Origin of the sequence: Streptomyces sp. NPDC059166 (assembly GCF_042755185.1) — a bacterium.
Lineage (GTDB): Bacteria > Actinomycetota > Actinomycetes > Streptomycetales > Streptomycetaceae > Streptomyces.
The window spans coordinates 1-15,081 of sequence record NZ_JBHZCI010000060.1; the positions used below are offsets into that span (position 1 = coordinate 1).

At 71.2% G+C, this 15,081-nt stretch carries 9 protein-coding genes; 4 read left to right on the top strand and 5 right to left on the bottom strand.

Annotation, left to right across the window (positions count from 1 at the left end):
* Window positions 1–246: 246 nt before the first annotated feature.
* From ACFXOA_RS30240 to ACFXOA_RS30260, 5 genes are read right to left on the bottom strand one after another with little or no spacing between them, the layout of a single operon-like run.
* A complete protein-coding gene (locus ACFXOA_RS30240; RefSeq protein WP_385035023.1) occupies window positions 247–3,360 on the bottom strand; it encodes an alpha-mannosidase in 3,114 nt (1,037 codons plus the stop codon).
* 55 nt (window positions 3,361–3,415) lie between these two features.
* On the bottom strand, window positions 3,416–4,597 hold the full coding sequence (locus ACFXOA_RS30245) for a glycoside hydrolase family 76 protein (RefSeq protein ID WP_385035025.1): 1,182 nt from the start codon (window positions 4,595–4,597) through the stop codon (window positions 3,416–3,418).
* A 48-nt stretch (window positions 4,598–4,645) separates the two neighbouring features.
* Window positions 4,646–5,506, bottom strand: a complete 861-nt coding sequence (locus tag ACFXOA_RS30250; RefSeq protein WP_385035027.1) for a carbohydrate ABC transporter permease — start codon at window positions 5,504–5,506, stop codon at window positions 4,646–4,648.
* A 2-nt stretch (window positions 5,507–5,508) separates the two neighbouring features.
* Entirely contained in the window at window positions 5,509–6,486 is a 978-nt protein-coding gene (locus ACFXOA_RS30255; RefSeq protein WP_385035029.1) for a carbohydrate ABC transporter permease, read from the bottom strand.
* Complete coding sequence (locus ACFXOA_RS30260) at window positions 6,465–7,778, bottom strand: ABC transporter substrate-binding protein (RefSeq protein ID WP_385035031.1); 1,314 nt, start codon at window positions 7,776–7,778, stop codon at window positions 6,465–6,467. The genes ACFXOA_RS30255 and ACFXOA_RS30260 overlap by 22 nt, the downstream gene beginning before the upstream one ends.
* Window positions 7,779–8,060: 282 nt before the next feature.
* Here ACFXOA_RS30260 and ACFXOA_RS30265 point away from each other — a divergent pair, with 282 nt between their 5' ends.
* The 4 genes from ACFXOA_RS30265 to ACFXOA_RS30280 all read left to right on the top strand — a co-directional run bounded on the left by ACFXOA_RS30265 (window position 8,061) and on the right by ACFXOA_RS30280 (window position 15,020).
* Window positions 8,061–9,773, top strand: coding sequence for a class I mannose-6-phosphate isomerase (locus ACFXOA_RS30265; RefSeq protein ID WP_385035033.1), 1,713 nt, complete (start codon window positions 8,061–8,063; stop codon window positions 9,771–9,773).
* Window positions 9,770–10,774, top strand: a complete 1,005-nt coding sequence (locus tag ACFXOA_RS30270) for an ROK family protein (RefSeq protein WP_385035035.1) — start codon at window positions 9,770–9,772, stop codon at window positions 10,772–10,774. The genes ACFXOA_RS30265 and ACFXOA_RS30270 overlap by 4 nt, the downstream gene beginning before the upstream one ends.
* Before the next feature lie 107 nt (window positions 10,775–10,881).
* Window positions 10,882–11,865 carry a LacI family DNA-binding transcriptional regulator gene (locus tag ACFXOA_RS30275; protein WP_385035061.1) on the top strand — a complete coding sequence of 328 codons (984 nt, stop codon included), beginning with the start codon at window positions 10,882–10,884 and terminating at the stop codon, window positions 11,863–11,865.
* A gap of 83 nt (window positions 11,866–11,948) precedes the next feature.
* Window positions 11,949–15,020, top strand: a complete 3,072-nt coding sequence (locus ACFXOA_RS30280; protein ID WP_385035037.1) for an alpha-mannosidase — start codon at window positions 11,949–11,951, stop codon at window positions 15,018–15,020.
* Window positions 15,021–15,081: the final 61 nt, after the last annotated feature.

The following is a 15,081-nucleotide window of genomic DNA, read 5'->3' on the forward strand; positions in this document are numbered from 1 at the left end:
AACAACCACACCCACCAATTTTATATTTTTTATTAATTTTTTATTTCCCCGCCCGCGGGGGGGGGGGGGCCGCACTGGGTCGGGGGGCCCCCGGGCCCCCGGCATTGCTGGGGGGGGCCCGGCCCCGCCCCCGGATGTCGCGAACGGTCCTCGTCGGCGGGGGAGGCGCAGGCCCGGCTCACCTCCCGCCGCATCGGTGTCCGCGGCCCTGCCGTCCTCACGAACGGGCCTCCCCGGCGGAGTCGGTCACCTCCCGGAGTCCGGCGACTCCTCCCGTGTCAACGACACCGCCGTGGTGCCGAGCCGGGGCACCGGTACCAGAAGTGAGCCGTCGGCCTCGGGATGCAGGGCGGCTCCCGGCGCGCCCAGGTAGCCGGCCGCCGCGGCACCGGTGACGGCGAAGCCCGGGGTGACCCGGCAGGTGACCGGCTCCTCGGCGAAGGACTGCAGCCGTACGAGCAGCCGCCCCGGTTCGGGCACGGTCAGACCGACGACACGCACGCGGGGGTCGTCGACGGCCATGAGCGCGTACGAGTCCGCGGGGTCGGCCACCGGCGTCCCGCCCGCCCGTACCGCCGCCAGGGGCCGGCTGCCGACGGCTGCGGTGCGCATACCCAGCACGGCGGCGGAGGTCTCCGCGCCCGCCCAGCCGATGCTGTAGCGGAACGTGTGGTCGAACGCCTGCTCCGAAGGGAAGTTGGTGTCCCAGATGTTGTTGTGCACCCACGAGAACACCGTTCCCGGCTCCTCCTGAGCCAGTGACTGCGGGTACGGCACATAGGGGATGGCGATCCCGCCCACCTGGACCAACGGCGCGTCATGGGTGGCCAGCGCGGCGGTCGTTCCTCCCTCCTGGAGACCGATCCAGCGGCGCACGGCCCGCATGTGCCGGGCGGATCCGGGCACCGTGGGCAGCCCCGTCCCGGTGACGCCGCCGGTCGCCTCCATCCGGAGCACCGGGGAGCACATCGCGAAGGGGAAGGCGAAGAACGCACTCTCCTTCGTCAGTGTCGCCGCCTTGTCGATCCGGTTCTCCAGATCGATCCGGGCGCTCGCGCGGGGCAGGTGGACCCTGACCCGGAGGCGCCGGGTGCCCGCCGGGGCGCACTCGTAGACCAGGGTCTCGCCGGTCGCGTCCGAGACCCGTTCCACCAGCGCCGCCGGGGGAGCCGTCGTGCGCGTGGCCAGCAGGTGCATCGAGTCGTCGGCGGTCGTCTTGCTCGACTGGTGGTTGAACCCGCCGGCCGTGGCGTACTCGTCGTACACGTATCCGTTGAAGCCGACGGTGGCGTCCTGGCGGACCAGTTCGTGCCCCGTCCGCTTGTCCAGGACCGAGTCGATGCACGCCGACCGCAGGTCCACATGGACCCGCAGGAACTCGTTCTCCAGGACGGTGGGATCGCCGGTCGGGGCGGCGGACCGGGCGGGCGGGGCGGCCGCGGGCTCGATGTCCACCCTGACCGCGCCGTGGGCCGGCACACCGGCCAGCCGGAACAGCAGGAAACGCCCCGCCGCCCGGTGGAGTTCGTTGCTCTGCGCCTCCTCCGTCACCTCGAGCCGCGCGCCGGAGCGGGAGTCGACGACCCGGACCTCGTCGGCGAGCGGAACAGTGCTCTCGGGGAGGAACAGCCGGACCGTCTCCGACCTTTCCCAGCTGCAGGTGTTGACGACGTAGTACCCGGCGAGCGTCCCGCCGCGCGGGGCCAGGCGTTCGCCCAGGGCCGCGGAGGCGGCGTCCAGCAGGGTGTGGGCCCCGTCGTCGGCCTTCAGGGCCTGGGCGTACTTCCAGTGCCACTGCCGCTCGCCCGAGGCGTGGCCGTGGTCGCCGTGCGTCCAGGGGTCGCCGGCCCCCCAGGTGTGCTCGTTGAAGAGCGAGGCGGCACGGTACACCTCGGGCGCGGCCCCGGTGACACGCGCTCCGTCCGGGGCTCCGAGGATCTCCGCGTGGCCCGCCAGGGTCTGGGCGTCGGCCAGCGCCGCCTGTCCGTCACGGGTGGCGGCCAGCGGTACGGCGCCGGCCCCCACACCGTCGACCCACCAGTCCGTCCAGTCGCCCTCGTACGTCTCGATCCGGTCGCCGAGCCTCTCCTCGGCGTCCCGGAAGAAGTCCTCGTTGCGCGAGGTGCGCAGGACGGGGAAGGCCCATTCCTCGTTCCACCGGCGTACGGTGTCCGCGATGATGCGGCGCGGCGGCCCGTTGTCGGCGAACTTGCCCAGCACCCGCAGGTGCAGGAAGTCCCACGGGTAGGGGTCTCCCTTGAACTCCTCGTCCAGGACCGGGAATCCGGGGATGCCGCGGCCCTCGTGCGGATACTGGTGGTTCGTCAGCGCCGAGAGGTAGTGGGGAAGCAGGTCGTCGACGCGGTCGAACGACTCGTCGAACCCGATGATCGAGCCCTCCATGTACGCGAGACCGTGAGGGGTGTCGGTACGCCAGACCAGTACCTCGCGGCCGCTCGGCGCCCGCCAGCGGAAGAGGCGCGGAAGGTCCTGCCCGCCCACGTGGTGCGGCACCGCCCGGCCCGCCCAGTTGTGGGCGACGGACAGGTAACGGATCCCGCTGTCCGCGAGGACGTCGGGCAGCCCCACGACCTGCCCGGGCACGTCGGTCTGCATGGCAGTGGTGATCTCGATGCCCTCGTGGTCCCGCAACTCACGTATGGGCCGCAGGAGTTCGTGCAGCTCGTCCGTGGAGCAGGTCTCGGTGTGCAGATTGAAGGGCATCGCCGTCAGCTCGATGCGCCCTTCGCGTACCCGGTCCAGGAATTCCGCGACCATGCGGGCCGGCCGGTTCCGGGACCAGTTCTCGAAACTGAAGTAACCCTCGACCGCCCAGCGGAACTTGGACTCCTCGGGCCAGTCGTCGGTGGTGCGGCACAGTTCGAGCAGGGAGTCGAGGTACTTGCGTCCCTCGGCGAGCACGGTGCTCTGCGGGTCGGTGTAGCCGATGTCCAGATGGGCGTGCTGGACCAGGTGCAGCGTCCAGTGGCGCTGCGGGGTCAGCAGCACCTCGAAGCTCTCGCCGACCGCGATCTCCGGCAGCTCGACCAGGACCGGGGTCGGCGTCTCCACCTCCGGGACCAGCAGCCGGCTGTCCGTACCGGGCCCGGGCAGGACGTCGCAGCGCAGGACGCTTCCGGAGACCGTGGTGACGCCGGCCCGGGTCACCGGGCGGCCGGCCGAGACGCGTACGGACTGGAGGAGGCCGCCCGCGCCGTCATGGCGCAGGAGCGGCTCGCAGGAGAGCCTGACCCGGTGTCCGCCGAGGGTCCTCTCGGCGGACACCGCGCGATCGCGCAGGATGTCTCGGGCCATGTTCGAGTCCCACCAGGAGGGACGTGCGAGTGCGGGGCGGGGCATGGGAGAGATCTCCACTCGTGTTCGGTACCGGGACGTGCTGTCCGGGGTGGGCGGTTCAGGAACGGTCGGAGGCGAGACCGGCGAAGATCTGCACCATCGCGGACTGCTCGAGTGTTTCGGCCTGTGCCTCCGGAGCGTGATCGCCGCCGCCGGAGGGCTGGAAGCGGAACAGGCCGTCGGACGCTGTCCGGTTCTCCCTCCAGGTCCGTTCGGCATAGGTCGCCGCGGTCGACCGGTAGGCGGGATCGGGCCGCACCTCGTCCAGGATGCGCAGGTTGTCGAAGTAGAAGGCGTTGAAGATCGCGGGCTGGTCGTGCAGCCTGTCGCCCTCCTTCCAGTACGCGAGTGAGCCCTGCGCGTCCTCGACGGCACGGTCGAGATAACTCCGGTCCCCGGTCGCGCGGTAGAGCGTGGTCGCGGTCCCGATCATCGCGCCGGAGTTGTACGACCACAGGGTGGTGTTCACGGTGCCGTCGTCGTCACGGCTGTTCTCGTACAGGCCGGGGGACCGGCGCAGACACGACCAGTTCCACGCGTACCACCGCTTCGCGCTCGCGAGGGACGCCGCGTCGTGGTCGATCGCGTGGAGTTCCGCGGCGAGCTGCGCGGCCAGTCCCGTGACGTTGGCGGCGCGCATCGTGTTGCCGGGGGAGTCGACCCAGTGCATGCCCCCGGGGCACGGCTTGGCGGGGTCCTCGTCCCAGCCGCGGCTCACGATCTCGTAGGTCTCCCGCGCCCGTCGGAGGTAGGCCTTCTCGCCGGTCGCCCGGTACTGGTCGAGGAAGGAGAGCCCCACGACGGCGTTGTCGTCGTAGAAGACGTCCCCGCCCTGTCCGAGCGGTGCCGGCAGGTAGGAGTCGTACCCGGGCCTGCCGTCGCGGGGGTCGAAGTACAGCCGCAGCGTGCTGAAGCGCTCGGCCGCGTCCCGGTCGTAGCGGGAGCCGACACCTGGCAGTTCGGACATGTCGACGGTCGCGGCGGCCGCCTCGCGCAGTGGCCAGAGGTAGGAGTGAGGGTTCTCCCCCTCCTTGAGCGGCGTCTTCTCCAGGTACAGTCCGTGCGCCCGGGGGCCCTGGTAGAGGTGCTGCTGCAGTGCGTCGTAGGTGACCTCGGCGCGGTGGGTCCAGGTGGCGGCCGGTGTCGTCCGGTCGCCGCCGGCCGCGGCGGCGGGGCTCGCCCAGAGCGCCCCCGAGAGTACGGCGAGGGCCAGTGCGGCGCGTACGGGTGTCTTCACCACGGTCTGCCTTTCGGAAGGGTGGAACGGTGACGGGTGGCCGCGACGGGGTCAGCCGTGCAGCTTGAGGCTGCTGACGAAGAAGCGCTGCGCGGAGAAGAACAGGACGACGGTCGGCAGCGAGACCAGGAGTGCGCCGCCGAGTACCACCGGCGGTCCCACGTTGGAGTAGTTGCCCTGGAGTTCGGCCAGCGCGGCCATCACCGGGCGGATGTTCTTGCTGGTGGAGAGCGTTATCCCGAACAGCAGGTCGTTCCAGACGGAGACGAACTGGAAGACGAAGGCGGCCACCATGGCGGACCTGGACAGCGGGACGTGGATCTGCCAGAAGACGCGCCACCACGACGCGCCGTCCATCCGGGCGGCCTCGATGATCTCCGGTGCCAGCGTCAGCGCGAAGTTGCGCATGATGAAGTAGGCGAAGGGGATGGCGATCGCCGCATAGACCAGGAACAGGCCGAACTGGGCGTCGTAGAGACCGGTGCCCGCGTAGGCGAGGAACAGGGGCCGCAGGAAGACCTGCAGCGGCAGCAGCGTCCCGGAGTAGATGAGCCAGAACCACAGGGCCTTGTGCCGGACCGGCATGATCACGGTCGCGAACGCGGCGGTGGTGGCCACGACGATCGCGACGGCGGCGCTCGTGACGGCGTACAGCAGGCTGTTGCCCATGGAGGGGCCGAGACCGGCCTTGGTCCAGGCCTGCGACATGTTGTCGAAGAGGCCGAAGCCCTGCGGCCACCAGTGCGGCGTGCCGCCGTACTCCGCCGCCGGGACCAGGGCGTTGACGAGCAGCAGCCATGTGGGCAGGGCCCAGATCAGGGAGATGACCACGAGGCTCGTGTTGCGGATGATCCGGCCCGGGGTGGGCCGCCTTCGCGGGCCGGGACCCGAGGCGGTTCGGGTGATGGACATGATCAGTCGCCTTTCGGGGTCAGCTGGCGCCGCAGATAGAGCCACGAGGCGAACAGCACGATCGCGGTGAGCACGACCGCGACCGCCGCGCCGGCCCCTGGGTGCAGGGCGAGGAACGTCTCCTGGTACATCGAGACCGCGAGGGTCTCGGACTGCCGGCCGGGACCGCCCTGGGTGAGCACCCAGATCAGGTCGAAGGACTTCAGCCCGTTGACCAGGCTGGTGCCGACGACGACGACGGAGACGGTCCGCAGCTGCGGGAGCACGACGTACCAGAACTTCCGCCAGCCCGCGGCCCCGTCGAGGGAGGCCGCCTCAAGGGTCTCCGGCGGGATGGTCTGGAGGCCGACCAGGAAGAGGATCACCGCCACGCCCGCCGACTGCCAGGTGTTGGCCACGATCATCACCAGCGTGTTGCCGGGCCACTCCAGCAACCAGCCCTGGGCGAGTGAGCCCATGCCGAACGCCTTGAGGACCTGGTTCGCGGCGCCGTCGGTGTTGAGGACGAAGTTCCACACGACCGCGACGGCCGAACCGGACAGCGCGTAGGGGAGGACCACGACCAGTCGTGCCACCCGCGACCACCGGGCGCCGTCCGTCATCACGGCGATGGCGAGGCCCAGCACCAGCGGCAGGACGACCGTGCCGACCACCCACATCAGGGTGTTCTGGATCGACCGGGTCAGCACCGGATCGTCGAGGAAGAGGGTGTAGTTGCCGAGCCCCGCGAACCCGGAGATCCGGCGGTCGTCGAAGAAGCTCCGGTAGACGGTGGTGGCGAACGGGGCGAGGAGCAGCGCGCCCACCAGCACGACGGCCGGGGCCAGGAAGCCGGCGCTCGCCAGCCTGTCCCGCAGCGGGCGCGAGGGCCGTCGGGCCGGCCCGGAACCGGACGGACGGGGGCCGGGCGGGACCCCGGGCCGGAGGCGCGGCGGCGTGCTCCTGTCGAGGGAGGTGCTCATGACTCGTCCCTCTCCCATGCCGCCCACTCCTTCGCCGCCCGGCCCGCCATGCCGCGCAGGGTGGCGTCGGCCGAGGCGGCACCGGTCATGAAACTCCCCAGGTCGTCGGTGTTTCCCTGGATGAGGTTGGGCGGGCCCGACTCGCCGTACCGGGGCAGCAGCGTCCAGCGCTCCTCGATCGCCCGGTCCTTGAGCCCGGCGATCACCGGGTTGCCCGGCCGCGAGAGCGGGTTGGCCGAGGAGTCCTGGAGGAAGTCGGTCCACACCTTCTGGACCTTCGGGTCGAGCCAGTTCGCCGCGTTGGCCATGGCGGCGTCGTGCGAGACGGCCTTGCGCGGCACGGCGAGCACCCCGGACTCGGTGATGACGGAGCGGCGGGTGGAGGAGCCGACGGGCGGCATGACGAAGGCGTCGAAGTCGACCCCGGGCTTCATCCCGGTCGCCGCGATTCCCTGCGACTGCCAGGAACCGTGCAGGAACATGCCGATCCGTCCCGCCTTGAGCGCGGCCGGACCGTTGTTCTGGTCGAAGTCCGCCGCCGTCATCCAGCCCTTGCGCATGAAGTCCTGCCAGATCTGGAGGGCCTGCTTCGCCTGCGGGTCGGTGTAGCTCGCCTTCCCCGCGATCAGCTCCGCGTAGAACTCCGGGTCCACCTTGCTGACCAGCTCCTGGAACCACTCGTACGCCGGCCAGTTGCCGGCCTGGGTGGCTACGAACGGGGTGATACCGGCCTTCTTCAGCACTTCGGCGTTGTGCAGCATCTCCTCCCACGTGCCGGGAGCCCGCAGTCCGTGCTTGCGGAAGACCGCGGTGTTGTAGAAGAGCACGTAGTACGACTCGTAGAGGGGGATCCCGTACACGGAGCCGCGGTAGGACATCGGTTCACGTGCCTGCGAGGTGACCCAGCCCTTGCGCTCGTAGTCGGTCCACACGGAGGAGAGATCGCTGAGTTCCCCGGTGCGGGCGAGCGACTTGAGGAAGTATCCGGACGCCCACTTGATCATGTCGGTGGCCTTGGTCGTCTGCAGCGAGATCTGCGTGACCTGGCGGTACGACGTGGGGTTCGGGTTCGACAGCGGACGCAACGAGTGCCCGGTGAGCTTCTTCAGCTCCCGCCCGGCCGCGACATAGCCCTGGTCCCAGGTGGCGTTGTCGTTGGCGAGCGAGGTGGTGCCCGGCTTCACCGCGGTGCTGTCTCCCCGGGCGCAACCGGTCAGGAGGGCCGCACCGCCCGCTCCGATGGCCGCCAGAACGCTGCGGCGGCCAGGTGGGTGGGACGACCACTGTGTCGCCCCGCCGATTGATCTCATGGGTTCCCTTCCCTTTGGATCCCGGCAGGGATCCCTGGCTGTGGGGTGTGGTGGGTGAGGGCAGGGCCCTCGGAGAGATCTCGCCGAACCGCACGGAGTCGGCGGTTCGGATGGCCTGGATGTTAACGACACCATGCGCGCTGAAACAAGACTCTGTGGCGAGAATCCATTGATGTGCGGCATCTAGCTGGGGTTATTCAAGGCGGATGGGCGGCTCCCTTGTTCGCCTTGATTGTTATCGTTACCATCCCATGGTCGACCGCTCGTCCTTCAGGAGTAGCTGTGCACTCAGAGCCCCGCCCCTACGAACGCAACCCCCGCTATCCGGCCGCCGGAACGGTGCTCACCGGATGGGACGCCGCGGTCGCGACCCTGCCCGGCCGGCCCGTCGTGCTCGCGCTGGACGGGCCCGCGGCCCTGGACTGGGAGGCGGCCGCCCGAGGGATCGCCGAAGCCCTGCGCGCCCGGTCGGTGGAGACCGCCGTCCTGGACGTACGCGAGCGCTGGTCGGCGCCGGCCGTCGAGCGGCTGTGCGTGCCCGCCGCCGAGGCCGACGCGTTCTTCCTGCCGCTGGCCGAGTTCGAGATGGCGGACCTCTTCGAGGCGGGCCCGGCGGTCGAGCGCCCGGCGAGCGGGGTCCTGCTGGTGTTCGGCCCCGGTGCGGCCCTCTGCTCACCCGATCTGCTCTGGTGGGCCGACCTGCCCAAGCGGTACGCCGAGAGCGCCGTCGCCTCCGGGACGCTGCCCGTGGGCGTCAACCTCGGCCGCCCGAACGTCCCGGGTGAGCTGCGCAGCCTCTTCTACACGGACTGGCCCGTCAGCGACCGCCACCGTGACGGGCTCGCGCCCCGGATCGACCGGTGGATCGACGTACAGGACCCGCTGGCCCCCGCGTCCCTGAGCGGCGAGGAGTTCCGTGCCAGCCTCGCCCGGCTCGCCCGGCAGCCCGTCCGTACCCGCCCCTATTTCAACTCCACACCCTGGGGAGGCCGGTGGGCCGCCGAGCGGCTCGGCTTCGCGGCCGACGGAGGCAACACCGCACTCGGCTACGAACTGATCGCCCCCGAGGCGGGCGTGCTCGTCGGTCAGGACGCCGGGGCGCAGGTGGAACTGCCCTTCCAGCTGATGTGCGTCCTGCATCCCGAGGAGTTCCTCGGCGCGGACGTGCACCAGCGCTACGGCACCTCCTTCCCCATCCGCTTCGACTACCTCGACACCGTCGAAGGCGGCAACCTGTCCCTGCACTGCCACCCGCAGGAGCGGTACATGCGGGACACCTTCGGGTGGCCCTACACCCAGCACGAGACGTACTACGTCACCGCGAGCGAGCCCGGCGCCCAGGTCTTTCTCGGGCTGCGGCAGGGTACGGACGTGGACATCCTGCGCAAGGAGGTGGAGGCGTCGGCGGAGCACGGCACTCCCCTGCGCGTCGAGGACCACGTCCAGACCTTCCCGGCCGCCCCCGGACAGCTGTTCATGATCCCGGCCGGCACCCCGCACGCCTCCGGGGCCGGCAACCTCGTCCTCGAGATCAGTGCCACGCCCTACCTCTACTCGCTCCGCCTCTACGACTGGCTGCGCCGCACCGGCTCCGGGGTTCCGAGGCCGCTGTCCCACGCCCACGCCTTCGCCAACCTCGACTCCGCACGGCGCGGTGCCGACGTCGCCGAGGACCTCGTCCAGCGGCCCCGGGTCCTGCGCGAGGGCGAGGGCTGGCGTGAGGAGGTCATCGGTCGCCTGCCGGAGATGTTCTACGCGGTCCACCGCTTCGTGCTCGACGGCACGGCCCCGGCGGACGACGACACCGCGGGGCGCTTCCACATCCTCAACGTCACCGCCGGTGACGGGGTCGTGGTCGAGACAGCCGGCGGCCTCCGCCACGACCTGGCGTTCGCCGAGACCCTCACCGTGCCGGCGGGCGTGGGCGGCTACCGCCTCCACCCCGTCGGCACGGGGCCCGTACAGGTCGTCAAGTCCCTGGTGAAGTCCGCATGACCCAGGTGCCCGTGCTGGAGATCGGCGGTACCCATGTCACCGCCGCGCTCGTGGACATGACCACCCGTCCGCCGGCCGCCGGGACCGCCGTACGGCGGCCGGTGCCGGCCGACGGGGGCGCCGCGGAGATCCTCGACACCTTCGCGGACGCCGCCCGGCACCTCGCCGCGCCGCACGGCGCACACTGGGGGGTCGCCGTCCCGGGACCCTTCGACTACGCAGCCGGCATCGGCAGGTTCCGGGGCATCGGCAAGTTCGAGGCCCTGCACGGCGTGGACGTCGGGGCGGAACTGCGCGACCGGCTCCCTCATCCGCGTGCCATCAGCTTCCTCAACGACGCGGACGCCTTCGCCCTCGGGGAGCACCACGGCGCGGACCTCGCGAAGCCCGGCCGCTCCGTGTGCGTCACGCTCGGCACCGGCGTCGGATCCTCGTTCCTCCGCGACGGCCGTCCCGTCACCGAGGGCCCCGACGTGCCGCCCGAGGGCCGGGCCCACCGCATCACCGTCGACGGACGGCCGCTGGAGGAGGTGGTCTCGCGGCAGGCGATCCGGGCCCGGTACGCCGGGGCCGCGGGCCTGGACGAACGTGCCGGTGTCCCCGACGTCAGAGCCATCGCCGCGCTGGCGCGCCGGAACGACCCGCACGCCCTCGCCACGATCAGCGGATGCTTCACCGCACTGGGGCGCGCACTGGCCCCCTGGTGCGCCGCGTTCCGGCCCGATGTGATGGTCGTCGGCGGCTCCATGACCGCTTCCTGGGATCTCATCGGCCCCGCGTTGCGCACCGGACTGACCGCCGGCGCGGAGGCCGCGGGGGAGGGAGCGGTGGTCGCCGCGATGGATCTGCGTACCGCCCGACGGCCCGACGACGCGCCGCTGATCGGCGCCGCGCACTGGGCGATGGAGCGACGGACGGAGGGAGGCCCGCCGGCACAGGGCCCTCTCGCCGCCGGGGCCACGCCCTTCGAGGCGCCGAAGGCCCACCACTCTCTACAATGACGGCGCCTGAGGCTCCGGGAGCCCACCGACGGCGCAGACCCGCTTACGGCACGAAGGAGGGACCGGCCGTGGTGCAGCACCGACCGAGTGACGTCGCCATGCCGACGATGCGTGACGTCGCTGCCCGCGCCAAGGTCAGCGCGATGACCGTCTCCAGGGTGCTCAAGGACGACCCCGGGGTCGCCGAAGCCACCCGGGAAAGGGTGCTGAGCGCGGTCGACGAGCTCGGATACCGGCGGAACGAGACCGCCCGCCGGCTCCGCCTCGGCGGGAGCGGGATGATCGGCCTGGTCGTCACCAACCTGGCCAACCCCTTCTATTCGCGACTGGCCCTCGGCGTCCAGGAAGTGGCCTACGAACACGGTCTCAGGGTCCTGCTCTCCAACACCGCAGAGCAGGTCGAACGCGAGCGCGGTCTGGTGGAGGACCTGGCGTCCCGTCAGGTCGACGGGATGATCGTGGTGCCCGCCGGCGGCAGCCACCGTCATCTCGCACCGGCCGCACTGCACGGCATGCCGATCGTCCTCGCCTCCCGGCCCCCGGCGGGCATGGACGCCGACTGCGTGCTGGTCGACGACTTCGGCGGGGCGGAGGCGGCCACCGGCCGGCTGATCGAGGACGGCCACCGCCGCATCGGCTTCCTCGGGAACCCGCCCGCGCTCTACACGGGTGCCGAACGCTTCCGCGGTTACTGGGCCGCCCATGAGGCCGCCGGTCTGGAGCCGGACGAACGCCACATCCGCCGCGGACTGGCCGATGTGGCCGCGGCGGAGCGTGCCGCCGCGACCCTGCTCCAGGCGCCGGACGCCCCCACCGCCCTCTTCTGCACGAACAACCGCCTCACCCAGGGGGCCATCCGAGCCGTGCGCACCCTCGACGTCCCCGTGTCCCTGGCCGGGTTCGACGACTTCGACCTCGCGGACGTGCTCGGACTGCCTCTCACGATCGCGTCCTACGACGCCGACGAGATCGGGCGCAGAGCCGGTCAGATGCTGATCGACCGGATCAAGGCAGGCCCAGGCACCCCGCTGCCCGCACGACGCTCCGTGGTCCCCACCGAGGTCATCCGGTACGGGACCGGCCGACCGTAACCACGCGCGTCCCCACGCCTCCGGAACACACCGTTCCGTGGGCTTCCGCCGCCCACCGCGCGGAACGTTCCGATGGAGCCCTCATGCACGACGACCGCACGCTGACCGAACGCCGGCTCGCCCGGGTGCTCGACCAGCGGCTCAGGCCCGCTGTCCACGCCCGCTCCCTCCCGCTGGAGGTGAGCGCCCATCATGTCCGCGGTGAGCCGGTCCCGGTGAGCGAGGGGATCGCCGGACCGTACGAGCCGGTCGGGACCGGTGAGCTCTGGGGGCCTGCCTGGTCGACGAGCTGGTTCAGGATCCGCGGCACCGTACCCGCCGAGTGGGCGGGGGAGCGCGTCGAAGCGGTGCTCGACCTCGGCTTCGGCGCCACGCAGCCGGGCTTCTCCGCGGAAGGCCTCGTGTACCGGCCCGACGGAACCCCGGTCAAGGCTCTCAACCCACGTAACACCTGGCTTCCCGTCGCCGAACGCGCCTGCGGCGATGAGGAGTTCGAGTTCCACGTCGAGGCCGCCGCCAACCCGCTGATCTTCGACTCCGGCTCCGGCGGCGACCCGTTCGTCCCCACCCGGTCCGGAGATGCGGCCTCCTGGCTGCGCCCGGAGGGACCCGCCGGGCCGTCCGGGCCACCGCTCTACCGGCTGACCCGGACGGATCTCGCGGTCTTCGACCGGACGGTGTGGGAGCTGGTCCAGGACCTCGACGTGCTCTCCGGGCTCATGCACCAGTTGCCCGTGGACTCCAACCGGCGCGCCCAGATCCTGCACTCGGTGGGCAAGGCCCTCGACGCGATCGATCTGCAGGACGTCAGCGGCACCTCCGGGCGCGCCCGGGAGCTGCTGGCCCCCGCTCTCTCCGCGCCGGCCCACGCGGGCGCCCACCGCATCTCGGCCGTCGGCCACGCCCATATCGACACGGCCTGGCTCTGGCCGGTACGCGAGACGGTGCGCAAGGCGGCACGGACCGTCTCGAACGTGACGGCGCTGATGGACGACCACCCCGGCTTCCGGTTCGTCATGTCACAGGCCCAGCAGCTGGCCTGGCTCAAGGAACAGCGTCCCGAGGTGTACGCACGGGTGCGGGAGAAGGTGGCGACCGGGCAGTTCCTGCCGACCGGCAGTCTCTGGGTCGAACCCGACACCAACCTCTCCGGCGGCGAGTCCCTGGTCCGCCAGTTCGTCCACGGCAAGCGTTTCTACCTGGAGGAGTTCGGCGTCGAGACACGCGACATGTGGCTCCCGGACACCTTCGGCTACAACGCCGCGCTGCCCCAGCTCATGAAGCTCGCGGGCATCGACTGGTTCCTCACCCAGAAGATCTCGTGGAACACCACGAACGCGTTCCCGCACCACACCTTCTGGTGGGAGGGCATCGACGGCTCGCGGATCTTCAGCCACTTCCCGCCCGTCGACTCCTACAACGGAGACCTCTCCGGCGCCGACATCGGCCACACCGAACGCAACTTCCGCGACAAGGGGGCCGCCAACCGCTCCCTCGTACCGTTCGGCTACGGCGACGGGGGCGGCGGACCCACCCGCGAGATGCTGGCGCGTGCCGAGCGCCTCTCGGATCTGGAAGGCTCCGCGAAGGTCGCGATGGAGGGACCCGCCGACTTCTTCACCAAGGCGCGTGAGGAGTACGCCGACGCACCGGTCTGGGTCGGCGAGCTCTACCTGGAGCTCCACCGGGGCACACTCACCAGCCAGCTCGCCACCAAGCAGGGCAACCGGCGCAGCGAACACCTGCTGCGGGAGGCGGAACTGTGGTGCGCGACCGCCACCGTACGCACCGGTGAGCCCTACCCGTACGCGCTGCTCGACCGCGTGTGGAAGACCGTGCTGCTGCACCAGTTCCACGACATCCTGCCCGGGTCGTCGATCGCCTGGGTGCACCGGGAGACGGAGCAGGCCCATCAGGAGGTCGCCCGGGAACTGAACGCGGTCATCGACACCGCCCAGCGTGCACTGGCAGGCCCTCCCCACGCGGACGGTGGTGCCACCGTCTTCAACGCCGCACCGCACCGCCGCGAAGGTGTGCCCGCACTCGGCGCCGCACCTCGCACCGCACCCGTGCCGACCACCACCGCGCGCCACAGCTCCGACGGCGGCCTCGTCCTCGACAACGGGCTGGTGCGCGTCACGGTCGATGCCCGCGGCCTCATCACCTCCGCCTACGACCTGACCGCCGGGCGCGAGGCGCTCGCACCGGGGGCCGTGGGCAACCTGCTCCAGCTCCACCAGGACTTCCCCAACCAGTGGGACGCCTGGGACGTCGACGCGTTCTACCGCAACACGGTCCAGGACCTCACCCGGGCCGACGCGGTCACGGTTCACCCTGACGGCATCGAGATCGTGCGGACCGTCAACCGTTCGCGCATCCGCCAGGTGCTGACCCTGCCGGACGGCTCCCGCCGGCTCGACATCGACACCACCGTCGACTGGCGTGAGCGGGAGAAGATCCTCAAGGCCGCCTTCCCCCTCGACCTCCGGGCCGGCCACTCCGCCGGGGAGATCCCCTTCGGACACGTCGAGCGGCCCACCCACTCCAACACCAGCTGGGACGCGGCCCGTTTCGAGATCTGCGCCCACCGCTTCCTGCACCTTGCCGAGCCCGGCTGGGGAGCGGCACTGGTCAACGACTCCACCTACGGCCACGACGTCACCCGCGACGTGCGTCCCGACGGGGGCACGACGACCACCGCCAGGCTCTCGCTCCTGCGGGCACCCCGGTTTCCGGACCCTGACGCCGACCAGGGTGAGCACCGCCTGCGCTACGGCCTGGTGCTCGGAGCGGACATCGCGGACGCCGTCCGTGAGGGATACCACTTCAACCTGGCGGAACGCACCGTACCCGGCAGCGCCGTCGTCGCCCCGCTGGCAGGGACCGATCACGACGCTGTCGTGATCGAGGCGGTCAAGCTCGCGGACGACCGCTCGGGAGACGTGATCGTGCGCCTCTACGAGTCGCTCGGCGGCCGCGCCACGGCCTTTCTGCGAGCTGGATTTCCCCTGCGCGCAGCCACCGTGACCGACCTGCTCGAACGGCCGTCGCCCGACGGCCCCGACCTGCCCGTGACCGCCGGCGGCGTACGGATCGCGCTGCGCCCGTTCCAGATCCTGACGCTCCGGCTGTCAGCCGCCGGCCACGCCGGGTGAGACCGGGCCCCAGCAGTGGCCTTCTCTCTCGGGCGCCGGACCGCCGGCCGTGACGGGGCTC

What these genes read in the sequence shown, in the direction of transcription:
- ACFXOA_RS30250 (WP_385035027.1), bottom strand. Translation starts at nt 5,506, where the DNA reads ATGTCCATCACCCGAACCGCCTCGGGTCCCGGCCCGCGAAGGCGGCCC.
- ACFXOA_RS30240 (WP_385035023.1), bottom strand. Translation starts at nt 3,360, where the DNA reads ATGCCCCGCCCCGCACTCGCACGTCCCTCCTGGTGGGACTCGAACATG.
- ACFXOA_RS30275 (WP_385035061.1), top strand. Translation starts at nt 10,882, where the DNA reads ATGCGTGACGTCGCTGCCCGCGCCAAGGTCAGCGCGATGACCGTCTCC.
- ACFXOA_RS30255 (WP_385035029.1), bottom strand. Translation starts at nt 6,486, where the DNA reads ATGGGAGAGGGACGAGTCATGAGCACCTCCCTCGACAGGAGCACGCCG.
- ACFXOA_RS30280 (WP_385035037.1), top strand. Translation starts at nt 11,949, where the DNA reads ATGCACGACGACCGCACGCTGACCGAACGCCGGCTCGCCCGGGTGCTC.
- ACFXOA_RS30260 (WP_385035031.1), bottom strand. Translation starts at nt 7,778, where the DNA reads ATGAGATCAATCGGCGGGGCGACACAGTGGTCGTCCCACCCACCTGGC.
- ACFXOA_RS30270 (WP_385035035.1), top strand. Translation starts at nt 9,770, where the DNA reads ATGACCCAGGTGCCCGTGCTGGAGATCGGCGGTACCCATGTCACCGCC.